The organism is Microbispora sp. CL1-1 (assembly GCF_012034195.1).
GTDB lineage: Bacteria > Actinomycetota > Actinomycetes > Streptosporangiales > Streptosporangiaceae > Microbispora.
Window position 1 is genome coordinate 1 of sequence record NZ_JAATEK010000031.1, and the last position, 24251, is coordinate 24251.

The 24251-nt window shown below is 71.6% G+C and carries 19 protein-coding genes; 12 read left to right on the plus strand and 7 right to left on the minus strand.

The genetic code is table 11. The features are described 5' to 3' along the window. Positions 1-180: 180 nt before the first annotated feature. From HCK04_RS28820 to HCK04_RS28835, 4 genes are all read right to left on the minus strand, one after another. Entirely contained in the window at positions 181-1713 is a 1533-nt protein-coding gene (locus HCK04_RS28820) for a glycoside hydrolase family 3 N-terminal domain-containing protein (RefSeq protein ID WP_142650524.1), read from the minus strand. 119 nt (positions 1714-1832) lie between these two features. Continuing rightward, positions 1833-2684, minus strand: coding sequence for a carbohydrate ABC transporter permease (locus HCK04_RS28825; RefSeq protein ID WP_142650525.1), 852 nt, complete (start codon positions 2682-2684; stop codon positions 1833-1835). Beyond that, a complete protein-coding gene (locus HCK04_RS28830) occupies positions 2681-3688 on the minus strand; it encodes a sugar ABC transporter permease (RefSeq protein WP_240971908.1) in 1008 nt (335 codons plus the stop codon). Before HCK04_RS28830 ends, HCK04_RS28825 begins: the two co-directional genes overlap by 4 nt. A gap of 12 nt (positions 3689-3700) precedes the next feature. Further along, positions 3701-5032 (minus strand): sugar ABC transporter substrate-binding protein, encoded by a 1332-nt coding sequence (locus tag HCK04_RS28835; protein WP_142650527.1) that lies wholly within the window; start codon positions 5030-5032, stop codon positions 3701-3703. Between the two features lie 215 nt (positions 5033-5247). Here HCK04_RS28835 and HCK04_RS28840 point away from each other — a divergent pair, with 215 nt between their 5' ends. Then, positions 5248-6423 (plus strand): ROK family protein, encoded by a 1176-nt coding sequence (locus tag HCK04_RS28840; RefSeq protein WP_142650528.1) that lies wholly within the window; start codon positions 5248-5250, stop codon positions 6421-6423. Between the two features lie 16 nt (positions 6424-6439). Further along, positions 6440-7123, plus strand: a complete 684-nt coding sequence (locus HCK04_RS28845; protein ID WP_142650529.1) for a M15 family metallopeptidase — start codon at positions 6440-6442, stop codon at positions 7121-7123. Here HCK04_RS28845 and HCK04_RS28850 read toward each other — a convergent pair. After that, positions 7102-8190, minus strand: a complete 1089-nt coding sequence (locus tag HCK04_RS28850) for a helix-turn-helix domain-containing protein (protein ID WP_142650530.1) — start codon at positions 8188-8190, stop codon at positions 7102-7104. The genes HCK04_RS28845 and HCK04_RS28850 overlap by 22 nt on opposite strands. Before the next feature lie 157 nt (positions 8191-8347). Between HCK04_RS28850 and HCK04_RS28855 the strand changes: the two genes are divergently transcribed. Then, the gene (locus HCK04_RS28855; protein WP_142650531.1) at positions 8348-9589 is read left to right on the plus strand and encodes an MFS transporter; all 1242 of its coding nucleotides are present in this window, start codon (positions 8348-8350) and stop codon (positions 9587-9589) included. Between the two features lie 210 nt (positions 9590-9799). Here the strand turns inward: HCK04_RS28855 and HCK04_RS42825 are convergent, their stop codons facing one another. Beyond that, positions 9800-15349 carry a DEAD/DEAH box helicase gene (locus HCK04_RS42825; RefSeq protein ID WP_260617439.1) on the minus strand — a complete coding sequence of 1850 codons (5550 nt, stop codon included), beginning with the start codon at positions 15347-15349 and terminating at the stop codon, positions 9800-9802. Between the two features lie 170 nt (positions 15350-15519). Here HCK04_RS42825 and HCK04_RS28880 point away from each other — a divergent pair, with 170 nt between their 5' ends. From HCK04_RS28880 to HCK04_RS28905, 6 genes are all read left to right on the plus strand, one after another. After that, positions 15520-16008, plus strand: coding sequence for a VOC family protein (locus HCK04_RS28880; protein ID WP_142650532.1), 489 nt, complete (start codon positions 15520-15522; stop codon positions 16006-16008). Positions 16009-16084: 76 nt separating this feature from the next. After that, positions 16085-16279 (plus strand): DUF3046 domain-containing protein, encoded by a 195-nt coding sequence (locus tag HCK04_RS28885; protein ID WP_142650533.1) that lies wholly within the window; start codon positions 16085-16087, stop codon positions 16277-16279. A gap of 245 nt (positions 16280-16524) precedes the next feature. Then, a complete protein-coding gene (locus tag HCK04_RS28890) occupies positions 16525-16902 on the plus strand; it encodes a hypothetical protein (RefSeq protein WP_142650534.1) in 378 nt (125 codons plus the stop codon). Beyond that, positions 16902-17210, plus strand: coding sequence for a transcriptional regulator (locus tag HCK04_RS28895; protein ID WP_142650535.1), 309 nt, complete (start codon positions 16902-16904; stop codon positions 17208-17210). The genes HCK04_RS28890 and HCK04_RS28895 overlap by 1 nt, the downstream gene beginning before the upstream one ends. Continuing rightward, positions 17203-18081 (plus strand): ATP-binding cassette domain-containing protein, encoded by an 879-nt coding sequence (locus HCK04_RS28900; protein WP_142650536.1) that lies wholly within the window; start codon positions 17203-17205, stop codon positions 18079-18081. The genes HCK04_RS28895 and HCK04_RS28900 overlap by 8 nt, the downstream gene beginning before the upstream one ends. Beyond that, positions 18078-19163 (plus strand): ABC transporter permease, encoded by a 1086-nt coding sequence (locus HCK04_RS28905; RefSeq protein ID WP_142650537.1) that lies wholly within the window; start codon positions 18078-18080, stop codon positions 19161-19163. Before HCK04_RS28900 ends, HCK04_RS28905 begins: the two co-directional genes overlap by 4 nt. Before the next feature lie 142 nt (positions 19164-19305). On the opposite strand, the gene HCK04_RS28910 is transcribed toward HCK04_RS28905, so the two are convergent. Continuing rightward, a complete protein-coding gene (locus HCK04_RS28910; protein WP_142650538.1) occupies positions 19306-19581 on the minus strand; it encodes a hypothetical protein in 276 nt (91 codons plus the stop codon). Between the two features lie 328 nt (positions 19582-19909). On the opposite strand from HCK04_RS28910, the gene recA reads away from it, so the two are divergent. The 3 genes from recA to rny all read left to right on the plus strand — a co-directional run bounded on the left by recA (position 19910) and on the right by rny (position 24049). Further along, the gene (gene recA, locus HCK04_RS28915; protein ID WP_142650539.1) at positions 19910-21010 is read left to right on the plus strand and encodes a recombinase RecA; all 1101 of its coding nucleotides are present in this window, start codon (positions 19910-19912) and stop codon (positions 21008-21010) included. A gap of 8 nt (positions 21011-21018) precedes the next feature. Then, entirely contained in the window at positions 21019-22146 is a 1128-nt protein-coding gene (gene recX / locus HCK04_RS28920) for a recombination regulator RecX (RefSeq protein ID WP_142650540.1), read from the plus strand. Between the two features lie 280 nt (positions 22147-22426). Beyond that, the gene (gene rny / locus HCK04_RS28925; protein ID WP_142650541.1) at positions 22427-24049 is read left to right on the plus strand and encodes a ribonuclease Y; all 1623 of its coding nucleotides are present in this window, start codon (positions 22427-22429) and stop codon (positions 24047-24049) included. Positions 24050-24251: the final 202 nt, after the last annotated feature.

Sequence of the window (24251 nt, forward strand, 5' to 3'; positions counted from 1 at the left end):
GAGCAGGTCACCACGTCCTACGAGGCCGCATACAACGCGATCAGCTGCGGCTGACGTCACGGTATGCGGCACCGGGGACGCCGCCGCGGTGAACAAGTGAACAGGAGCCGACCGGCCGATGGGCCGGTCGGCTCCTGCCTCATAACGGCCCTCTACATCCTGCTGTCTACAGCCCGCCCTCTACAGCCCGGCCGTCGAGGGGTCACCGCTCAGCAGCTCCACCGCGGCCCGGGCGTTGGCGCGGGCCGCGCCGTACGTCGCGATGTAGGCCCCGGCGCCGGGCCGCCAGATCGGCAGGCCCATCTCCATCACGACGGCGTCCGGGCGGGCGGCGAGCAGCGCGGAGACCAGCTCGCGGCTGTCGGGGTGGCGGTGGGCGTCCTTGACGACCACGATCAGCGAACGCTTCCGGGCCCGGCCGAGCAGCTCTCCGGCGTCGGCCTCCGACGGCTTGACCCGGACGATCTCGGCCTCCGGCAGCCACGGCGCGATGCCCCAGGGCACCTCGCCCACCGCGATCGTCGGCGGCGTGTCGATCTCGACCACGAACGGGTCGGTCAGCGGCCCCGCCGAGCCCGTCAGCGACACGGCGCGCCGGGCGGCGTCCAGGCCGACGACCTCGCCGTTCGCGGCCTCCCCATTGACCGACGACCCGTTCGGGGACGGCCGCGTGCCGTCGAACCAGTCGCGCAGCCGCTCCACCCGGGCGGCGGCCTCCTCCAGCCGCTCGGCGGCGAGCCTGCCCTCGGCGACGGCGTCCACGATGTGGTCCACCATGCCGCGTACGTCCTCCGCGGTGGGCAGCGGCCCGAGGCACAGCAGGTCGGCGCCCGCGGCCAGGGCCCGCACCGCGCCCTCCGCGAGCCCCACGCTCCCGCTGATCGCGTGCATGTCGAGGGCGTCGGTGAGCACGACGCCGTCGTAGCCCAGCTCGCGGCGCAGCAGCCAGGTCAGCGCCCGCGCGCTGAGCGTGGCCGGCAGGTCCCCGGTCAGCTCGGGAACCGCCACGTGCGCCGTCATGATCGACTTCGCTCCTGCCTCGATCGCCGCGACGAACGGGACCAGCTCGCGCTCCCTGAGCACGTCGAGCGGCGCGTCCACCAGCGGAATCTCCAGGTGGGAGTCCTGAAGGGTGGCGCCGTGGCCGGGGAAGTGCTTGACGCAGGCGGCGATCCCCGCCGACTGCAGGCCGCGTACGGCGGCGACCGTGTGCCGGGCCACCAGGTCCGGCGTGGAGCCGAACGACCGGGTGCCGATGATCGGGTTGTCGTCGGCGGTGTTGACGTCGGCCACCGGGCCGATGTCGAAGTTCACCCCGCACCGCGCCAGGTCGGCGGCCATCGCGTGGTAGACCCGCTCGGTCAGGGCCACGTCGTCCACGGCGCCGAGCGCCGCGTTGCCCGGGTAGACGCTCCCGGTGTGGTAGGCCAGGCGGGTGACGTCCCCGCCCTCCTCGTCCAGCGAGACGACCGGGCGGCCCGCCTCGTTGAGACGGGCGGTGAGCGCCGCGATCTGCTCGCCGTCCGCGACGTTGAACCCGAAGAGGCAGACGCCGCCCAGACCGTCCTCCAGGCCGCGCAGGACCCAGTCCGGCGCGGTCGTCCCCTGGAACGAGATCAGCAGTGCGCCCGCCGCGAGCCGGTGCAGGCCCGGGTCGCCGGTGCGCGTGGACAGGTCGGCGGCCCCCGGCAGGGGGTCGCGGGTGGCGGACATGGTGTCTCGGCTCCTTAGGTGACGGTGGAGTGAGGGCGCGCGTGCAGGGCCCGTACGGCCACCGGATCCGGTGGCCGTACCAGGGGGGCCGTACGAGGGGTGTGCCGGTGGCGGTCGGGTTATCCCTTGACCGCACCCGCGACGAGGCCGGAGACCATCCGCCGCTGGACCAGCAGGAAGAAGATGAGGACCGGGATGGTCATCAGGGTGGAGGCGGCCATGATCCCGCCCCAGTCGGTCGACCGCTGACCGACGAAGAACTGCAGCGCGACCGGCATCGTGTATTTGCCCTGGTCGCCGATGAGGGTCAGGGCGAACACGAACTCGTTCCAGGTGGTGATGAAGGCGAAGATGCTGGTGGCGACCAGGCCCGGGGCGACCAGCGGGAACAGCACCCGCCAGAAGGTGGTGAAGCGGCCGGCGCCGTCGATCCAGGCGGCCTCCTCCAGCTCCTTGGGCACGGCCGCGACGAACGTGCGCAGCATCCAGACGGAGAACGGCAGCGTCAGGCCGACGTTGATGATGATCAGGCCGGGCAGCTGGTCGTACAGGCCGAGCCGCTTGACCATGGTGAACAGCGGGATCAGCAGCGCCTCGGCCGGCACCATCTGCACGATCAGCAGCAGGATCAGGAACGACGTGCGGAACCGGAAGCGGAACCTCGCCACTGCGGTCGCCGCGAGCAGCGCGAACACCGCGCCGATCACGACGGCGCTGAGCGCCACGAGAGTGCTGTTGAAGAGGTACTGCCAGATGGAGTGGCCGGCGACGCCCTTGGTGAAGACCCGCGAGACGTGGTCCATCGAGGGCGGGCTGGGGAACGGGATGAAGCTCGTGGTGAAGATCTGGTCGTTCGGCTTGAAGGCCGTCGTGACCATCCAGTAGACGGGGAAGACGGCGAAGAGGAACACCACGACCCCGGCCGCGTTCAGCGCGGCCTGTCCGAGCCTCCTGCGGGCGAGCGGGCTCATCGGATGTCGTCCTCCGTCTTCACGATCTGACGCACGTACACGAAGGTGATCAGCAGCAGGATCACGGTCAGCACGACCGCGATGGCGGCGCCCAGGCCCATCTTCGGCGGGCTGCTGAACGCCTCGGCGTAGCTCCACAGCGACAGGTTGAACGCGTCACGGTTCACCGTGCCGCCGGCCAGCAGGTAGAGCTGCGTGAAGACCTTGAAGTCCCAGATGATCGACAGCACGACCAGCACCGAGAACACCGGCTTGAGCAGCGGAAGGGTGATCCTCCGGAACGTGTGGACCGCGCCCGAGCCGTCCATCTTCGCCGCCTCGTACAGCTCCGAGGGGATGCTCTTGAGCCCCGCGAGCACCGACACCGCGATGAACGGGAACGACGCCCACACCACGGCCACGATCAGCACGAAGTAGAGCGTGAGCGTGTCGTTGAACCACGGATATCCGCTCCAGTCGGCGTGGCCGAACACCAGGTTCGACAGCCAGTCGGGCAGGAGGTTCAGCGTCCAGTTGACGATGCCCGAGTCGGAGTCGAACAGCCACTTCCACACGATCGCCTGCGCGGTCGGCGGGGTGGCCCAGGCGGCCATGATGCCGACGACCACGAAGGTCGACATCTTCGGGCCGAGCTTGTTGAGCAGCAGGCCGACGAGGGTGCCGAGGATGAGCGTCAGCGCGACGGTGACGACGGCGAAGGCCACCGTGTTGCGCAGCGACGACCAGAACAGGTCGGAGTCGAGGATCTGCGTGTAGTTGTCCCAGCCGACGAAGTCGGCGGGCGCGGGGTTGACGGCCTTGATCTGCCGGAGTCCGACCTTGTGGAAGGACATCTCGACCATCTGGTACAGCGGGTAGAGCAGCAGCACCGCGATGACCAGAAGACCGGGCAGAAGCAGGACGTAGGGGACGGCCTTGGGGGACAGCCCCGGCCCGCGCGCCCCCTTGCGACTGCGCCGCGACGGGGCGGAGGTGTCGGCTCCGCCCCGGGCGAGGGTTGACATCTGAGTCATGATCTACTGGTTGAGAATCGTCTCAAGCTCGGTGTTCGCGTCCGTCAGAGCCTGGTCGACGCTCTTCTTGCCCTCGATCACCTCACGCGCCGCGTTCTGCAGCACGGCCTTGGTGTCGTTGGCCTCCGCCCAGTTGGGGCTGGCCGGGAAGCCCTTGGCCACCTTGAAGGTGTCCGTGAACGGCTTCTGGGCGGGGTCGCTGCCCATCTCCTCCAGCGCGTCGGGGTAGAGCGGGAGCAGGCCGCCCTCCTTGGCGTACCGGACGCCGAACTCCTTGCCCGCGGCGAGCTTGACGTACTCGAGGGCGAGCTCGGGGTTCTTGGCGTCCTTCCAGACGGCGATGTCGTTGCCGCCCTGGAAGGCCGGGGCCGGACCGGAGCCGTCCTTGGCGGGCAGCGAGAAGAAGCCCATCTTCGACTCGTCGACCTTGCCCTTGCTCTGCTCCTTGATGGCCGCGATGTCCCAGCCGCCGGTGACGTACATGCCGACCTTGCCGGCGGCGAAGCGCTGGGCGATGTCGACGGAGTTCTGCGTCAGGCGGCCCTTGCCGGACACGCCGTCCTTGGCGACCAGGTCCGTGTAGAACTGGAAGCCCTCCTTGAAGCCCGGCTGGGTGAGCTGGCCCACCCACTTGCCGCCCTCGAACTTCGCGAAGTCACCGCCGGCCGACCAGACGAACGGCGACAGCGACATGTTCGCGTCGGAGCCGCCGTTGAAGGCGAAGCCGTCGACGTCCTTGCCCTGCTTGTCCACGATCGTCTTGGCCGCGGCGACCAGGTCGTCCCAGGTCTTGGGGACCTCGATGCCGAGCTTCTCGAACCAGTCCTTGCGGTAGAGCACGGCGCGGGTGCCGCCGCCCCACGGCACGGCGTAGATCTTGCCGTCGATCGTCTCGTAGCTCCACAGGTTCTGCGGGATCTGCTGGAGCTCGGGGTCGTTCTTGACGGCGTCGGTGATGTCGGTGAGCGCGTCCTGCGCCACCCAGGCGGCGACCTGGTCGTTGCCGAACTCGGTGACGTCCGGGCCCTCGCCGCCGGCGAGCGCGGTGGTCCACTTCTTCTGCGCGTCGGGCCAGGGGATCCACTGGACCTTCGCCTCGGCGCCCGTCTGCTCCTTGAACTTGGCGTTCAGGTCGTCCATGTACTTGGTGAAGACGTCGGTGGGGGCACCGAGTCGCCACACGGTAAGAGTCTGGCCGGCGAACTTCGGACCGCTCGCGGCGGCGGAGGCCGACGGGGCGGTCGTGCTTCCGGAGTCGTCGCTTCCGCAAGCGGCGAGTCCCAGGGCCAGGGCAGCGGTCGCGGTGGTTGCGACCGCGAGCTTCACGATCTTCACGATTGGTCTCTCCCTTCCCGGCTTCGCGTCGGGGGTGCGCCTCGTGGGGGGTGTCGGCGGGCCGCTCACCTGCTGGAAGGCGCTCTCCTTTCGGTCGGCGCTCTGGCGTCCCGAGGCTGATCGGTTGCCTCCGGGCTGGCTGGCGATAAACTAACAAGAAACTTTCTTATAAAAAAGACCGCGTTAGCGGATCGTGACGAGAGGGGAACCAGCCGGTGCCTCAACGACCGGGTACGCCTCGCCTGCTCCGGCAGATCAACGACCGCGCGGCATTGGAACTCCTCATCTCCAGAGGCCCGCTGACCAGGGCCGAGTTGGGAGAGCTTACCGGGCTGTCCAAGGTCACATCCGGCCAGCTCCTGGCCCGTCTGGAGACGCGCGGCCTGGTAACGGCCGCGGGGGAGCGTCCCGGCGGGCGCGGCCCCAACGCCGCCCTCTACGGCGTCAACCCCTCCAGCGCGTACGTCGCGGGGCTGGAGGTGCTGCCCGGCAGCGTCACGGCCGCCGTCGCGGACATCACCGGCACGGTCGTCGCCCAGGTGACCGTCGACCCGAGCGAGGCCGGCGACCCCGTGGGCCTGGTCCACGAGGCCGTCCAGCGGGCCTGCGGGACGGCCGGGATCGGGCTCACCCGGCTGCGCTGCTTCGTCATCGGCACGCGCGGCGTGGTCGACCCGCTCACCGGCGACGTGCGCTACTCGGTCGACCTGCCCGCCTGGCACGTCGGCATCCTCGCCGGGCTGCGCACGCTGCTCGGCGAAAGCGTGATCATCGAGAACGACGTCAACCTCGCGGCGCTCGCGGAGCAGGCGTACGGCGCCGCGCGGGACGCCGACGACTTCGTGATCCTCTGGACCGGCGTCGGCCAGGGCCTCGGCGTCATGCTCGGCAACCGGCTGCACCGGGGCATCACGGGCGGCGCGGGCGAGATCGGCTGGCTGCCCGTCCCGGGCGAACCCCTGCCCAGCGCGGTCACCGCGCCGCAGACCGGTTCCTTCCAGCGCCTCGTCGGAGGAGAGGCGCTGTGGAACCTGGCCCGCGCGCACGGCCTCACCACCCCGGACACGCGGGACGCGGAGGTCGCCGACCTGGTCCGTACGGCCATCGACACAGGCAACGACGACTTCGTCGAAGACCTGGCGGGACGGCTCGCGGTCGGGGTCGCGGCGGTGTCCGTGGTCCTCGACCCGGGGCTCGTCGTGCTCGGCGGCGACGTGGGCAGGGCCGGCGGCGGTCATCTCGCGGAGCGCGTCGAGGAGGCGGTGGCGCGGGTGTGTCCGAGCCGTCCCACGGTGGTGGCGACCGGAGTGGAGGGCAATCCCGTTCTCATGGGTGCGATCGTCGCGGCATTGGACCGAGCACGTGAAGAGGTCTTTTCGGACACCGTCTGACGGTAGGTTGATGCCCATGTCCGACTTCTCGCGTGATCGCTCCGCCGTGCCCGCCCTCGACGAGGGTCCGGTGCTCATCTCCGACCCCCGCGTGACCTCGATCGAGGTGCACGAATGCGGGGAGAAACTGAGCGACGTGCGAGGGCGGCTGCGGGTGGACGAGCGGCTCGCCGACCCCGCCGGGGCCTACGCCCATCTGCGCGAGGGCCTGCTCGCCCGTCTGGAGGAGGCCCAGGACCTCCTGCCCGCCGGGTGCCATCTGGTGGTGGTCGAGGGCTATCGCCCGCCGTCGCTGCAGACGAAGTATTTCGAGGAGTACAAGGACGAACTGCGGGCGGCGTACCCCCGGCTGACGGAGGCGGAGCTGCACGTCGCCGCGAGCCGGTACGTCTCGCCGATCGAGGTGGCTCCGCACACCGCGGGCGCGGCCGTCGACCTCACGCTCTGTGACGACGACGGAGTGGAGCTCGACATGGGCACGGCGGTCAACGCCACCCCCGAGCAGAGCGGCGGCGCGTGCTACACCGCCGCCCCCGTGGGAGCCGAGGCGCGGCACAACCGCGACGTCCTGGGCGCCGCCCTGGAGGCGGCCGGGCTGGTCAACTACCCCACCGAGTGGTGGCATTGGTCGTACGGCGACCGCTACTGGGCCATGACCCGCCGCGCCCCCGCCGCCATCTACGGCCCCGTCGAGCTGTAGGGAATCCGGGCGGGCGCGCTCGTGGACACCGCCCGCCCGCTCTGGAACGTCCGGCGGTAGTCGGCCGGGGTCACGCCGACCGACCTGACGAAATGGTGCCGCAGGTTCCCGGCCGTGCCCATGCCGCACATCCGGCTGATCCGCTCGATCGGCAGATCGGTCGTCTCCAGGAGGTGCCGGGCCCGCGCGAGGCGCTGGGCGTGCAGCCATCGCAGCGGGGTCGTGCCGGTGGCCGCATGGAACCGCCGCACCAGCGTGCGCGCGCTGACCGATGCCCACGCGGCCATCTGCGCGACGGTGAGCTGCTCATGCAGGCGCTCCAGCGCCCACTGAAGGACGGGGGCCAGCCCGTCGTCACCGGAACGCGGCACCGGAGCCTCGATGTACTGCGCCTGCCCGCCGGGCCGATGCGCGGGCGTGACCATGCGCCGGGCGACCTGGTTGGCGACCTCGGCGCCGAGGTCGGTCCGGACGAGATGCAGGCACAGGTCGATCCCGGCGGTGCGTCCCGCGCTGGTGAGCACGTCGCCCTCGTCCACGTAGAGGACGGCGGGATCGACCCGGACGCGGGGATGACGCGCGCTGAGGATGCCGGTGTACATCCAGTGTGTGGTGGCCCGCCGCCCGTCGAGGAGCCCCGCTGCGGCCAGGACGAAGGCGCCCGTGCAGAGTGAGACGATCCGGGCGCCGTTCGCGTGCGCTTCACGTAGGGCTTCCGGCAGTCCCGATTCGGTGATGCCGGCCGCGCCGCCCGTGTCGTCCGCGTTGCGCGTGCCGCCCGTGCCGCCCATGCGGCCCACGTCGCCCGCGAGCACGGCGTCGGCCGAAATCGCGGGGACCACCACGGTGTCGGCCGTGGTGAGAGTGTGGAAGTCGTAGGGCGTGTGCAGCGCGAACCCGTTCTGCGTACGCGTCGTCCCGGGCCGGGCGGCGCACAGCCGCAGTTCATACCAGGGATCGGTGAGCTCGCGGCGGTCGGTTCCGAAGATCTCACAGGCGATGGACAGCTCGAACATCGGCATGTCCGCAATGACGGCGAGGGCCACGATGCCGGGAACGGCTCTCATGCGATCACCATAACGGCAGGATTTTGATGGATGGCGGCAGTTCTGCCACTCGTCCGCGCGCGGCGCCCCGGCGAACCTGATAGGCGTGAACAACGCGACTTCCACTGCTTCGTCGCCTGATCCGTCGGCTGCCGCGTCGCCCACTACGTCGCCCACTATGTCGCCTGCTTCGACGGCTGCCGCGTCGGCTGGTCCGTCGGCGAGACGGCAGGCGTCCGGGCCCGCGTTCGCGCTGACGGCGGGGGTCATCGGGCTCTGCCTCGCCGCGTCGGCCGTGCCGTCTCCGCTGTACAGGCTGTACGCGGTCCGATGGCATCTGCCGACCTCCACCGTGACCTTGATCTACGCCACGTACTGCCTGGGGGTGCTGGCCTCGTTGCTGGTCTTCGGCCGGGTCTCCGACACCTGGGGCCGCAGGCCGGTCGTCATGACGGGCCTGTCCGGCCTGCTCGTCGCGATGGGCCTGTTCGGGTTCGCGTCCGGCGCCGCCTGGCTGTTCGCCGCCCGCGCGGTGCAGGGGCTGGCCACCGGCATCGCGATCAGCGCGTCCGGCGCCGCCCTGCTGGAGTTGCGGCAGGGCCGCGATCCGGCCACGGCCAGTCTCGCCAACGTCGTCGCCAGCGCCCTGGGCGTCGGGGCCGGCGGTCTGCTCGGCGCGGTGCTCCTGCAGTTCGCGCCGGCACCGCTGGTCACCCCGTTCGTCGTGCTCGCCGTGCTGGTCGCCGTTCTGCTGCTGGGCATGACGACGGTCCCCGAGACCGTGCCACGGGTGTCACGCTCCGGGCTCCGGATCGCGACACCGGGCGTGCCACGGCAGATCCGCGCGCCGTTCGTCGTCGCGGGCCTCGCGATCACCTGCGCCTGGTCGATCATCGGCATCTACCTGGGACTCGCCGGCACGCTGGCCCCCGCTCTCCTCCACACCGCGAGCCCGCTCGCGGCCGGTCTGGCCATCCTGGCTCTGGGAGGCGCGTCGGCGGTGCCGCCCCTGGTCGCGCGGGCGCTGCCCCCGGCCGTCCAGATCGTCTGGGGGACGCTCGCGCTCATCGGGGGCATCGCGTCGATGGCGTGGTCGCTGTCCGCCGACAGCGCCGTGTTGTTCGTCGCGGCCAGCGTGGTGATCGGCATCGGCGTCGGCTTCGCGATGTTCGGCGCACTGCGCACCGTCGGTGCCGCCGCGCCGCCGGACGGCCGGGCTCGGGTCATGGCCGCCTTCTACATCGTCGCCTATGCCGCGATCTCGTTGCCCGCCGTCGCCGCGGGGTTCGTCGCACAGCGGCTGGGAGCGGAGGCGACGTTCCAGATCTTCGGCGCGGGCATCGTCGCCGTCTCGGTCGGCACCCTGCTGCCGGCCCTGGCGCGGCACCGTGCCCAGCATCGTGCCCAGCATCGTGCCTGACACAGTGCCTGACGGACACCGTGCGCCCAACGCCGTGCGCAGCACGGTGCCCGGCCGCGTGCCTGCGCCGTGCCCGGACGCGTTCCGGAGTTGCGCCGGGACTGTGCCAGGACGCGCGCCGGGCCGGAGCCCTGCCGGGCCACGGACGTGATCACGTTTGCTGGACGCGACGGACCCCGCCGAGTATCGCCCGGTGGGTCGGGCCCTCGGCTAGCTGCGGATGCGCAGGCCGCGTGGGGTGGGATGGAACCCGGCGGCTTCCAGGGCCTGCGCCAGGGGCGAGTCGGTGATGGCGGTGCCGTCCGCCCGCTCGACCGTCAGCTTCCCCAGGGCCCCCCGCTTCACGGCGACGGCCAGGGCCTGCACGGCCGGCCGCAGGTCCTCCTCGGGCCCGTACGAGAGCAGGGTCTTCCCGCCGCGCTCCACGTAGAGGATCAGCGTGCCCTCCACCAGCACCACCAGCGCGCCCGCCTTGCGGCCCGGCTTGTGGGCCACGTCGTCGGCGCGGTCCGGCCAGGGCAGGGCCGCGCCGTAGGGGTTGGCCGGGTCGGTCGCCGCGAGCACGACCGCACGGCGGGGCGGCGGCGGGGCGGGGATCGACCACAGGTCCTCGGCCGGATCGGGGCGTGTGGACGACTGCGCGGAGGACCGTGTGGATGACATGGCGCGCATGCGGTCGACCGCGCCCGGCAGGGCGAACTGGGCGCCGCCCAGACCTTCGACGAAGTAGCCCCGGCGGCACCGGCCGCTCTCCTCGAACGCGCGCAGCACCTGGTAGACGGCGGAGAAGCCGCCGGGCAGGCGTTCGGCGGTGATGCCGCCCCGCGTCAGCACGCCGTGCCGCTCCAGCAGGACCTCGGCCTGGGCATGGGCCCGCTGAGTGCCGTCGGCCGACGGCGCGGGCAGCAGCCACCATCGGCCGCTCACGGTCGGCGGGCCGCTTCTCGTCGGCAGCACCGCGCGGCGGCGCCTGGTCGCCGGTGGCCGGTGGGCAGGCCGCCCGGTGCCCAGCGTCGAGCGAAGCGGGGCGAGCGTGTCGCCGGTGATCCGGCCGGCCCAGACAAGGTCCCACAGGGCCGCCGCCAGCGTCGTATCGTCCGGCGCTGCGTTCCCGGGTGTGACACCCCGTGCGGTGTCCCCGGGCGTGGTATCCGCCGCCGCGTTTCCAGGCCTGACATCCGGTGTCGTGCTCGCGGGTGCGCCACCCGGCGTCGCACGGCCGGGTGTGACACCCCGCTCGGTGTCCCCGCGCACGGTACCCGCCGCCGCGTTTCCAGGCGTGACGTCCGGTGTCGTGTTCGCGGGTGTGACCCCCGGCGTCGGGCCGATGGCTCCCGGCTGCGGGGCGCCGGTGGCGCGGCCGAGGATTCTGGCCCGGCGGGCCGAGGCGGCGTCAGGGCCGGACAGAGGCGGCACCGCATCGCCGAGCGCCGCCGCCGCGATCCGGTTGGACAGCTCGCGGAAGAACAGCGCGCCGCCCCCGCTCAGGATCTCCAGGATCTGCTCGTGCAGCGGAGTCATGCTGATCTCCGACGGCTCGGGGAGCAGCAGGGGCGCGGTGTCGGCGAAGTAGAGACCGACCCATCCGTCGCCGCCGGGCAGGGACCCCTGGCCCACCCAGACGACCTCTCCTGACGAGGTCAGTTCGTCGAGGAGCGCGGGGGAGTATCCGGGCACCCGCGCGGGGAGCACCAGCGACTCCAGCGCGGAAGCGGGGACGGCCGCCCCCTGCAACCGTTCGATCGCCGTGATCAGCGCGTCCATGGCCCGCGCCGAGCCGTGGCCCTGGCCGCCGTGGGCGCCGGGCTCCGCGAGCCCGGTCCCGCCGCCGGCCTGCCAGCCGCCCGGTCCGCTCTGCGAGCCACCAGCCTGCGCGCCGCCGCCCTGCCGACCTCCGGCGTGCCAGCCCTCAGCCTGCCCGCCGCCGGTCCCACCCTGCCGGCCGCCGCCCTGGCCGCCGGGTCCGCGCTGTGCGCCGCCGGTCTGGCCGGCGCTGGTCCCGCCTTGCCAGCCGCCGGGTCCGCCTTGCCAACTGCCGCCCTGGCCGCTGCCGGCCGGTGCGCCGCTCTGCGGGACGATGCCGTGCCAGGCGGGCAGGAACGCCGCCAGCGTCTCCGGAGGGACCGGCTCGACCTCCTTGCGGAGCCGCGCCAGCGACCGCCGCCGCAGCAGCCGCAGCACCCCGGCGTCACACCACTCCTCGCCCCGGCCGCCGGGGCGGAACTCGCCCGCGACCACCCTGCCCGCCGCAGCGAGACGGCGCAGCGCCTCGTCCACCACCGCCACGCCCACACCGAAGCGCGCGGCGGCCGTGCCGGAGGCGAACGGCCCACGAGTGCGGGCGTGGCGCGCGACCAGGTCGCCGAGCGGATCGGGGGCGGCGGCCCGGCCCGCCGCGCCGGACCCACCCGCGAGGGGCGCTTCGAGGAACTCATGCGGGACGCCCACCGGCAACGGCACCCCGAGCGCGTCGCGCAGCCGCCAGGCGTCCTCCACCGCGGCCCATTGCTCGTGGCCCGCCACGCGCACCCGGATGGCCCTGCGCGCCCGCTCCAGGTCGGCGAGCCAGCCGGGGTCTCCCTCACGGATCGAGACGTCCTGGGCGAGCAGCGGGCCGTGCGAGCGCAGCAGGTCGGCGAGGTCCTCGGCGTCGCGCAGCGGCCTGTCCAGCCGCGCCAGCTCGCGCTCGGTCTCGGCCACGACATCCGGATCGAGCAGTTCCCGCAGGTCGGCCTGTCCCATGAGCTCGGCGAGGAGCGCGGTGTCGAGGGCGAGCGCCTGCGCCCGCCGTTCGGCCAGCGGCGCGTCACCCTCGTACATGAACGCGCCGATGTAGTTGAACAGCAGGGACGCCGCGAACGGGGACGCCTGGGAGGTCTCCACCTCGACCACCCGCACCCGGCGGGCGGCCACGTCGCGCATGAGCTCCACCAGGCCCGGCACGTCGAAGACGTCCTGCAGGCACTCGCGCATCGTCTCCAGCACCACCGGGAACCCGGCGTACTTGCTCGCGACGCCGAGCAGGTGGGCCGCACGCTGGCGCTGCTGCCACAGCGGGCTGCGCCTGCCGGGCGAGCGGCGGGGCAGCAGGAGGGCGCGTCCGGCGCACTCACGGAACCGGGAGGCGAACAGAGCCGAGCCCCCCAGCTCCTCGATCACGATCTCCTCGATCTCCTCGGCGTCGAACACCGCGACGTCGGTCGGCGCGTCCTCGAAGGTGTCGGGCACGCGCAGCACGATGCCGTCGTCGGAGTGGACGGCCTGAACGTCGATGCCGTACCGCTCGCGCAGCCGCCGCCCGATGGCCAGCGCCCAGGGGGCGTGGACCCGCGCCCCGAAGGGGGAGTGGATCACCACGCGCCAGTCGCCCAGCTCGTCGCGGAACCGCTCGACCACGAGCGTGCGGTCGTCGGGCACATAGCCCGTCGCCTCCCGCTGCTCGGCGAGGTAGGCGAGCAAATTGCCCACGGCGTAGTCGTCGAGCCCCGCCGCGCGGATGCGCTCGCGCACCTTCGCCGGGTCGCCCCGGCCGCCCGCCCCGGCGGCGGACAGCTCGCGGAGGAACGCGCCGATCGCCCGGCCGAGCTCGGCGGGCCGGCCCGGCGTGTCGCCGTGCCAGAACGGCAGCTTGCCCGGTTGCCCGGGAGCGGGGGAGACCAGCACCCGGTCGGCGGTGATGTCCTCGATCCGCCACGAGGTCGCGCCCAGCACGAACACGTCGCCGACGCGGGACTCGTAGACCATCTCCTCGTCCAGCTCGCCCACGCGCGACGCCTTCTCGCCCACCAGGAACACGCCGAACAGCCCGCGGTCGGGGATGGTGCCCCCGTTGGTCACCGCCAGGCGCTGGGCCCCGGGACGGCCCTGGAGGGTGCCCGTCACCCTGTCCCAGACGATGCGCGGCCGCAGTTCGGCGAACTCCTCGCTCGGGTAGCGCCCGGCGAGCATGTCGAGCGTCGCCTCCAGCGCGCTGCGCGGCAGCGTGGCGTACGGCGCGGCCCGGCGCACCAGCGTCTCCAGCGAGTCGACGGTCCACTCGTCTAGTGCGGTCATCGCGACGATCTGCTGGGCGAGCACGTCGAGGGGGTTGCGCGGATAGCGGATCTCCTCGATCTGCCCCGCGCGCATGCGCTCGGCCACGACGGCCGTCTGGACCAGGTCACCCCGATACTTGGGGAAGATCACGCCACGGGACACGGCCCCGACCTGGTGTCCGGCGCGGCCGATGCGCTGCAGGCCGCTCGCCACGCTGGGCGGCGCCTCGACACAGGCCACCAGATCGACCGAGCCCATGTCGATGCCCAGCTCCAGGCTGGAGGTGGCGACCACGGCGGGCAGGCGGCCCGACTTCAGCGCCTCCTCGATCTGGGACCGCTCCTCCTTGGAGACGGAGCCGTGATGCGCGCGCACCACCTCGGGGATCACGCCGCCCGAGGCCCCCGCCTGGGCCATCAGCTCCGACGGCATGGCCGCCTGGCCGGTCCGCCGGACGTCCCCGCGGGGCGGCTCAGGCCACGAGGCGTCCGCGTGCTCGGTGTCCCCGTGCGCGGTGTTCCCGTTCGCGGTGTTCCCGTTCGCGGTGTCCGCGTGCGCGGTGTCCGCGTGCGCGGTGTCCGAGGGGTGAGCATCGGGGTCTTCGCGCAGACCCGACCATCGCCCGTGCAACTCCTCGAAGGCGTCCGACCAGTGGGCCGGATCCCCCGGGCTCGGACTGTCGCCCGGCGCGGGTGCGGTGCGCCGTTCCCAGGCGAGCTCGTTGAGCCGGGTGCACAGACGCTCCGACAGACGCCGCGAGTTGGCGAAGACGATCGTGGACCGATGGGCCTCGATCAGGTCGAGAAGGTGCTCCTCGACATGCGGCCAGATGCTTCTGCGGTGCTCCGGCGACTCGCCGTCGGCGCCGGGCGGAGGCGGTGCCAGCTCGGTCATGTCCTCGACCGGCACCACGACGTCGACCTCGATGACCTTCTCGGAGGGCGGCTGCACGACCGTGGCCGGACGGGACCCGCCGAGGAACGTCGCCACCTCCTCGACCGGCCGTACGGTCGCCGACAGGCCGATGCGCTGGGCCGGAGCGGGCAGCAGGGCGTCGAGCCGCTCCAGGGTCAGCGCGAGGTGCGCCCCGCGCTTGGTCCCCGCGACGGCGTGGACCTCGTCCACGATCACGGTCTCGACGCCGCGCAGCGCCTCGCGCGCCTGCGAGGTGAGGATCAGGAACAGGGATTCGGGCGTCGTGATCAGGATGTCGGACGGCCGGGCCGCGAAACGACGCCGTTCCTCGGCCGCGGTGTCTCCGGAACGGATCGCAACCGAGATGTCGGGGGCGGGCAGGCCCATCCGCAGCGCCGTCTGCCGGATGCCCGTCAGCGGAGCCCGAAGGTTCCGCTCGACGTCCACCGCGAGAGCCTTCAGCGGGGAGACGTACACGACCCGGCAGGGCCGGGGCGGCCCCGCGTCGCCCTTCCGGCCGCGTCGCGCACCGCGGCGGCCGCCTGGCCCCCGCGCCTCGGCCCCCGGCGAGGAAGGACGGTCCGCCTCGGCTCCCGGCGAAGCCGGGCCCGTCGTGTGCTCGACGGCGAGGCGATCGACGGCCCAGAGGAAGGCGGCGAGCGTCTTGCCCGACCCGGTGGGCGCGACCACGAGCGTGTTCTCACCGCGCGCGATCGACGACCACGCGCCCTCCTGCGCGGCGGTCGGCGTCGCGAAGGCGCCGGTGAACCACTCCCTGGTCACCGGGCTGAATCCGTCGAGCGCACCCACCTGCCCATCATGCATCGCCCCACCGACAGAAAACGCCGCACCGCCATCCCGCCGCCGGGCGACGGGCATCGCCGGGAGCGGAGCGCGCCGGAACGGAGGAGACGGCGAACGCGGCTGCTCCCTTTACGCGTCTGGTACGAGATGCCGCTGTCGGGACATGCTTCCTCAGTATGGAAATCGACTACGCGGCCATCGAGGCGGAGCGCGCGCGGATTCGCGAACGCTACCTGAGCGAGCGCCGTGCCCCCAGCAGCGCAAGGGGTCTGCACCACTTCGCACTGATCTCGTCCGACGTCGAGCGGACCATCCGCTTCTACCAGGAGCTCCTCGAGTTCCCGCTGACCGAGATCTTCGAGAACCGCGACTACCGCGGGTCCAACCACTTCTTCTTCGACATCGGCAACGGCAACCTGCTGGCTTTCTTCGACCTCCCCGGCCTCGACCTGGAGCCGTACAAGGAGGTTCTCGGCGGGCTCCACCACATCGCGATCTCCGTGGAGCGGGCGACGTGGGAGCGCCTGCGCGGCAAGCTCGACGCCGCCGGGGTGCCCTACCAGGTGGAGAGCGGCGCCTCGATCTACTTCCGCGACCCGGACGGCGCGCGCCTGGAACTGCTCGCCGATCCCCTGGGCGAGATGTACGGCTCCCGCGTCATGTGACCCCGTCTCCCGACAGCGGGGTGGAAGGCGCCCGCGGCCCGGACGAGCATCCGGGCCGCGGCGTCATACTGAACGCATGCGCCTCACAGACTTCTGGAACAGGATGCGCCGCCACTTCGGTGAGGCGTACGCGGAGTCGTGGGCGAAGGACTACGTGATCTCCGGGCTCGGCGGGCGTACGGTCGAGCAGGCCCTCGCGGAGGGCGTGGCGGCCAAGCGGGTCTGGCAGGCCGTCTGCCAGGAGGTCGACGTGGACCCCAGGCTGCGCTGATTCCTCTCTCCTTCTGAGCGGCGGGCCGCGCGGGCGTTGTCGCTCCGTGGCGGCCTCCGTCCCGCGCCGCGGCGGTGTGGTCCCGCCACACGCCGATTCGTCCATGCCCCATGCCTTCCGTCGCCTATGGCAATCACTTGAACGACGGTTGAGTGCTTGCTAGCGTGTTGACTGGATGAACACGGAGGAAGGGCATGACCGGAGATCACTTCAGTCCCGATGAGGCGCTTCAGGAGATAGGGCGCGTGGATCGGCAGGTCAGGCATTCATCGCGCGGGCCCGGGCGGGCATACCTGCTCGTGGGACTGGCCACGATGCTCTACTGGCCGGCGATGTTCCTCGGTGGCCGGCCGCTGCCGATGCTCGCCGGGGTCGGGTGGATCATCCTGACGGTCGCCCTGTGCGTGTACTGGGCCCGGCTGCGGGTGCACAACCGGCTGCTGAAGCAGATCAACAGGCCGATCTCGGCCGCGTACGTGGTGACGATGATGGTGCCGTTCGTCGTCGGCATGTGCCTGCGTCCCGACCGGCCCGATACGGGCTGGACGGTGGTGCTCGTCGCGCTGTCGGTGCTCGCCGGGCTGCCCCTGGTGTACGGCGGACTCCGCCTGATGAGGAGCTGATGAGAGTCCATCCACGCCACGAGCTCGACGAGATCATCCACGCGCCGGTGCGGCTGTCGATCATGGCGGCCCTGGCGGCGGCGGACAAGGCCGACTTCCGCTTCCTCCGCGACACCATCGAGGTCAGCGACTCGCTGCTCAGCAAGCACATCCTCACGCTCGAAGAGGCCGGCTACGTCCACGTGGAGAAGACCTTCGTCGGCAAGCGGGCGCGCACCTGGCTCTCGCTGACCGATCAGGGGCGTGCGGCCTTCGAGACCTACATGGACGTTCTGCGACGGATTGTGGAGGCAACCCCCCGTGCTTGAAATCGACGGCCTGCGCAAACGCTATGGAGACAAGACCGCCCTCGACGGGGTGGGCTTCGCCGTACGGCCGGGCGAGATGTTCGGGTTCGTCGGCGCCAACGGCGCGGGCAAGACGACGACGATGCGGATCGTCATGGGCGTGCTCGACGCCGACTCCGGCGAGGTGCGCCTCGGCGGTCGCCCCCTGACGTACGACGACCGCCGGACGTTCGGCTACATGCCGGAGGAGCGCGGCCTCTACCAGAAGATGAAGGTCGCCGAGCAGATCGAATACTTCGGCAGGCTCCACGGGCTCGCCCCGGCCGCCGCGCGCTCGGCCACCGACGCCCTGATCGAACGGCTCGGCCTGGTCGAGCGGCGCGACGACGCCGTGGAGGCGCTGTCGCTCGGCAACCAGCAGCGGGTGCAGCTCGCGGTCGCGCTCGTCCACGAACCGGCGGTCCTGATCCTCGACGAGCCGTTCTCGGGCCTCGACCCGCTGGCGGTCGACGCGCTCGCGGAGGTGCTCAAGGACCGCGCCGCCGCGGGCGTGCCGGTGATCTTCTCCAGTCACCAGCTCGACCTGGTCGAACAGCTCTGCGACTCGGTCGGCATCATCTCGGCGGGCCGGATGGTGGCGTACGGACCGGTCGGCGAGCTGCGCGAGAGGGAGGGCCGCGGGGTGCTGCGGGTCGTGGTCAGGGACGCCGCGCCCGGCTGGGCCGACGGCCTGCCCGGCGAGCTCACCCGCGAGGGCGACCGCGACGTCCTGCTGTGCGACGAGGGCGACGACCAGGACATCCTGCGTACGGCGATGGGAGCCGGCCGGGTCGAGCACTTCGGCCGCAGGCAGCCGACGCTGGCCGAGATCTTCAGGGAGGCGGTGGCATGAACGGCCTGTGGCTGGTGGCCCAGCGGGAGATCCGCACGCGCATCAGGACGAAGTCGTACCTGATCAGTCTGGCGGTCAGCGCGGTCCTGGTGGCGGCGCTCGCGTTCCTGCCGAAGGTCCTGGGTGGCGACGACACCTACGACGTCGGCGTGGTGGGCGAGGCGCCCCCGCCCGCTGCCCAACTCGCGTACTCCCGGCTGCCGGACGAGGCGGCGGCGCGGAAGGCCGTGGTCGACGGGGACCTCGACGCGGCCCTGATCAATGGAAACAAGGTCCTCGCGAACGGCGAACTCGACCAGCGGCTGGGACTGATCCTGGAGAGCGCCCACCGCGACGCGCAGATCAAGGCGGCCGGTCTCACGATCACGCCGCTGACGGTGGAGTCGGTCGGCGCCGACGCCCGCTATCAGGGTGTGCGCACCGGCATCGCCACCCTGATCGTGATGGTGCTGTTCTTCCTACTCATCTACTCCTCGATGTTCGTCGCGATGGGCGTGGTCGAGGAGAAGGGCAGCCGCATCGTGGAGATCCTGCTCACCTCGGTGCGTCCCTGGCAGCTCCTGGGCGGAAAGATCGTCGGGCTGGGGGCGCTGGGGCTGGTCAACCTTGTCGTGGTCATCGCCGCCGGTCTGTCGGCGTCGTCCGCGACCGGCTTCACGGCCGACCTGCCGCCCGGAATGGGGGGAATCGTGGTCAGCGCGGTCGTCTGGTTCGTGCTGGGCTACGCCTTCTTCTCGGCGCTCGCCGCCGCCTTCGGCTCCCTGGTGTCGCGGCAGGAGGAGCTCAACAGCGTCCTGACGCCGATGACCATGCTCATGATGTTCACCTACCTGACGGCCTACTTCGCCGCCGTCGAGCCGACGGGCACGGTCGCGCGCGTGCTGTCGTTCGTGCCGCCGTTCTCCTCGATGGTCATGCCCGTCCGTACGGCGGCCGTCGACGTGCCGCTGGTGGAGATCCTCATCGCCGCGGTGCTCATGGTCGTGGCCGTGGTGGCCGTCCTGCTGGGCGCGGCCCGCGTCTATCAGCGGGCGGTGCTCCGCACCGGCGCCCGGGTGAAGCTGGGCGAGGTCGTCCGCTGACGGCAGGGTGAACCCGTTCGCTGGTGGCAGGGCGAGGTCCTTCGCTGGTGGCAGGGCGAGGTCGTTCGCTCCCGGCGGGGGGTGAGGCGTTCTCTGACGGCGGGGGCGAGGCGTTCGCTCCCGGCGGGGCGCGGACGGAGGATCATGGGGGCCGGGAGAGGGCCTGACCGATCAGCTCGGCCGCACGGCCGGGGTCGTCGGCGCTCTCCTGGCCGCCCGGAGCCCACAGGAACATCCATCCTTCCCCGGAGGGCGTCGCGAAGACGATCGTCTGCCTGCCGGTGCCGGGGTGCCGGACGGACAGGACCGGATCGTCCGTGCCGAGCAGCCGCGCGGAAAGACCCTGCCCGGACAGTCGCGCCGCGAGCGCCTCAAGGCGGGCCAGACGCTGTCGGCTGTAGTCGCCGGTGCCCGTCACGTAGCCCCTCCAGCGGGGAGATCCAGCTTCGCTACAAGAATCGTCGCAGGTCAGCGCGCTGACAACCACGGCAGGGTAAGGCCCGGGAATGTAACGGCACGGTTGGGACGCCGTTCGTCCCCGGCTCGGCCGCGGTTCCGCATGTGATCGAACAGTCGTTCGGCTATATTGGACTGGTCGCCGCCGGGGTGCGCGCCGTCAGGTCGCCGGGGCGCGACAGGCTCCCGGCCCACCTCTCGGGGCGGTGTGCGGGAAGCTCCGGAAAATGTCGGTGGCACCCCGTAGCTTTTCGGTGACCGAGCAGACGACACCCTTCAGGGGGCACCCAATGGCAATCAACGACCGCGAGAAGGCCCTTGAGACCGCCCTCGCGCAAATCGAGCGGCAGTTCGGCAAGGGCAGTGTCATGCGCCTCGGAGACGAGGCGCGTGCCCCGATCGAGGTCATCCCCACCGGTTCGATCGCTCTCGACGTCGCCCTCGGCATCGGCGGCTATCCCCGCGGCCGGATCGTCGAGGTGTACGGCCCAGAGTCCTCCGGTAAGACGACGGTCGCCCTGCACGCCGTGGCCAACGCCCAGAAGGGCGGCGGCATCGCCGCGTTCATCGACGCCGAGCACGCCCTCGACCCCGAGTACGCCAAGAAGCTGGGCGTCGACGTCGACGCGTTGCTCGTCTCCCAGCCGGACACCGGTGAGCAGGCGCTGGAGATCGCGGACATGCTGATCCGCTCCGGCGCCGTCGACATCATCGTGATCGACTCGGTGGCGGCCCTCGTGCCGAAGGCCGAGATCGAGGGCGAGATGGGCGACAGCCACGTCGGTCTCCAGGCCCGCCTGATGTCGCAGGCCCTGCGCAAGATCGCCGGTGCGCTGAACCAGACCCGGACCACCGCCATCTTCATCAACCAGCTCCGCGAGAAGATCGGCGTCATGTTCGGCAGCCCCGAGACCACCACGGGTGGCAAGGCGCTGAAGTTCTACGCGTCGGTGCGGCTGGACGCGCGCAGGATCGAGACGCTCAAGGACGGCACCGAGCCGGTCGGCAACCGGACCCGGGTGAAGGTCGTCAAGAACAAGATGGCCCCGCCCTTCCGCCAGGCCGACTTCGACATCCTGTACGGCGTAGGCATCTCCCGCGAGGGTGGGCTGATCGACATGGGCGTCGAGCACGGGTTCGTGCGCAAGGCCGGCGCCTGGTACACGTACGAGGGCGACCAGCTCGGGCAGGGCAAGGAGAACGCCCGCAACTTCCTCAAGAACAACCCCGACATCGCCAACGAGATCGAGAAGAAGATCAAGGAGAAGCTCGGAGTCGGGCCGCGGCTCGACACGCCGAGCGAGCCCCCCGCAGCCCCGGCGACGCCGGCCGCCCCCACCTCCGGCCGGGGCAGCAAGGCGGCCAGTGCGCCCAAGCCGGGTGACGTCTGAGCGCAGGCATGAGGCGCGACGAGCCCCCTGGCCCGGACGGCGAGATCGGGCCGGGGGACTGGAACTCGGGACCCTGGGCGCCGGCCGAAGAGCCGCAGAGGCCCGCTGAGGACGTCTCCGCGACGATCGCCGCCCTCCGCGAGCAGATCCGGCGCGCGGAAAGCGGGCGTACGGACGGCGGGCGTGCGGAGACCGGGCGTGCGGGCAACGCGCGTACGGAGACCGGGCGTGCGGAAAACGGGCGTTCGAGGATTGGCGGGCAGGAGATCGGCCGCGAGGCGAGCGGGCGGGCGGAGGCGGGCCAGGAAGCCGGCCCTGTCGGCCGCCGACGCCAGGGACGTGGCCGCACGCGCGGAGACCGGGCAAGGCTGCAAGAGCCGGGCGCACGGGGAGACCGGCCCGCGCCGGGAGACTGGGCGAGCCCGGGGGAGTCGGCCGCGCCGGGACGCCGGGCAGGCCGTGGAGATTGGGCAGGCTCGGAGGGACCGGGCGTGCCGGGAGACCTGGCAGGCCGTGGAGATTGGGCCGGCTTGGGGGAGCCGGGCACGCCGGGACGCCGGGGGAAGCGTAGGAGGTCCGACGGGTGGCTTCCTGACGGGCCGGAGGAGGGCACCGCGGCGAGCGCGGGGCCGCCGGCCGACCCGGAGGCGGTGGCCAGGGCCATCTGCCTGAGGCTGCTCACGATGGCCCCCAAGACCCGGGCTCAGCTAGCGGACGCCCTGCGTAAGCGGGACGTGCCCGAGGATGCGGCGAACGCCGTGCTTGAGCGGTTCTCCGAGGTCGGGCTCATCGACGACAAGGCGTTCGCCGCCGCGTGGGTGAGCTCCCGGCACACCGGTCGCGGGCTGGCCCGCCGCGCGCTCGCGCAGGAACTGCGGCAGCGTGGCGTGGCCGAGGAGACGGTCAAGGACGCCGTCGGGCAGCTTGATCCGGACGAGGAGGCCGAGACCGCACGCAGGCTCGTCGACCGGAAGCTGGCCGCCACCCGTGGGGTGGAGCCGCAGGCTCGCATGCGACGATTGGTCGGCATGCTGGCCCGCAAGGGCTACTCGCCGGGGCTGGCTTTCCGCGTGGTCCGAGAGGCGATCGAGGCCGAAGGCAGCCCGTCAGATGGGCTTCCGGAGACCTTCGAGTGAGCCATCGCACCACGCAAAAGTCACTTGACAGGGCATCTTTGCTTGCTCGTTACCTCTCTGACGCTTAATCTCGACCGCAGTGAGGAGTTACTCCGCGCAGCGCGGATTGCCATAACGGTGAACCACGACGGACGAGAGACATTGACCGGCCTCCGGGCCATATCGGCCGCCCCTTGGGGCGTCCGGGCATTGCGACGATATTTGTCCTGGTGACGCCACCGGGCGCTGCCGTGCTGCGCGTGTGACCTCTGCCAATAGTTGTCGTGAGGGGTGAGCGCGCATGGACACGATCGTGATCGTTCTTGCGGTTGCGGTAGTGCTGCTGGCTCTCGTGATGATCGCCGCCCTCGTCATAGTCATGCGCCGCACCGGCGTCGTCGCACCGTCCGGCCCCTCGCCCGAGCAGCTCGCCGAGGTGAAGGCCGAGGTCAACGAGGAACTCGAACAGGCCAGACGCGAGGCCGAGGAGATCCGCACGAAGGCGGAGCGTGACGCGGGGGAGATCCTCAAGAAGTCGGAGACACTCGCCGAAAGCGCAGCGCTGATGCGCAAGGAGGTCGAGGAGGAGGCGCGGATCCTCAAGACGGAGCTCAAGGAACTGCGCTCCGACCTCGAGCGTCGCGAGAACCGGCTTGCTGAGCGTGAGCAGCGGCTTGACGAGGAGGCGCGCAGACAGACGGAGCGGGCCCGCAAGCTGGCCGAGACCGAGACCGAGCTGGCCGACCGCCGTGAGGAGCTGGAGCGGGTGGCCGAGCGGCGGCAGGAGATCCTGGAGCGGGTCGCCGGCCTGACGGCCGAGCAGGCCAAGGCGGAGCTGGTCAAGGAGATCGAGAACCAGGCCAAGCGCGAGGCCGCGCTGATCGTCCGGGAGATCGAGAGCGAGGCCCGGAAGGAGGGCGAGAAGCGCGCCTGCAAGATCGTGACACTGGCGGTGCAGCGGGTCGCCACCGAGCAGACGGCCGAGTCGGTGGTGAGCGTCCTCCACCTGCCCGGCGACGAGATGAAGGGCCGCATCATCGGCCGCGAGGGCCGCAACATCAGGGCGTTCGAGTCCACCACCGGGGTCAATCTGATCATCGACGACACGCCGGAGGCGGTGCTGCTGTCGTGTTTCGACCCGGTCCGGCGGGAGACGGCCAGGCTGACGCTGGAGAAGCTGGTGCTCGACGGCCGGATCCACCCCCAGCGCATCGAGGAGGCGTACGAGCGCAGCAAGGCCGAGGTGCGGGACCTGTGCGTGCGCGCGGGAGAGGACGCCCTGGTCGAGCTGGGCATCACCGAGATGCACCCCGAGCTGGTCACGCTGCTGGGCCAGCTCCGCTATCGCACCTCCTACGGCCAGAACGTGCTCAAGCACCTGATCGAGTCGGCGCACATCGCCGGAATCATGGCCTCCGAGCTGGGGCTCGACCGTGACCTCGTCAAGCGGTGCGCGCTTCTGCACGACATCGGCAAGGCGCTCACCCACGAGGTCGAGGGCAGCCACGCGATGATCGGCGCGGAGATCGCCCGCCGGTACGGCGAACACGAGGACGTCGTCCACGCCATCGAGGCGCACCACAACGAGGTTGAGGTCAAGACCGTCGAGGCGGTCCTCACCCAGGCCGCGGACGCGATCAGCGGCAGCCGCCCCGGTGCCCGGCGCGAGTCCCTGGAGGCGTACGTCAAGCGGCTGGAGCGTCTGGAGGAGATCGCCCAGTCGTACGACGGTGTGGACAAGGTCTTCGCCATGCAGGCCGGCCGGGAGATCCGGGTGATGGTCCGGCCCGACAACGTGGACGACATCCAGGCCCAGGTCATCGCCAGGGACGTCGCCAAGCAGGTCGAAGAGGAGCTGACCTACCCCGGCCAGATCCGCATCACCGTGGTCCGCGAGTCCCGTGCCACGGAGTTCGCCCGGTAAGCCCCATCTGAGAGCCTCACCCCATGAAGCCCCGGCAGGTACGCCTTGCCCGGTGCCGCCTGCCCTGCCGGGGTCGCTCGGCGACGCCCCGTCCGCTCCCCACCTTGCCCGGTAGGCGGCGCCCCTCCGGTGAGCATCGCCGCGTGAAGCCTCGGCCGGCATAGTCCCGGCCCTCATGCCCCACAGCCCGGGGCACCCACGG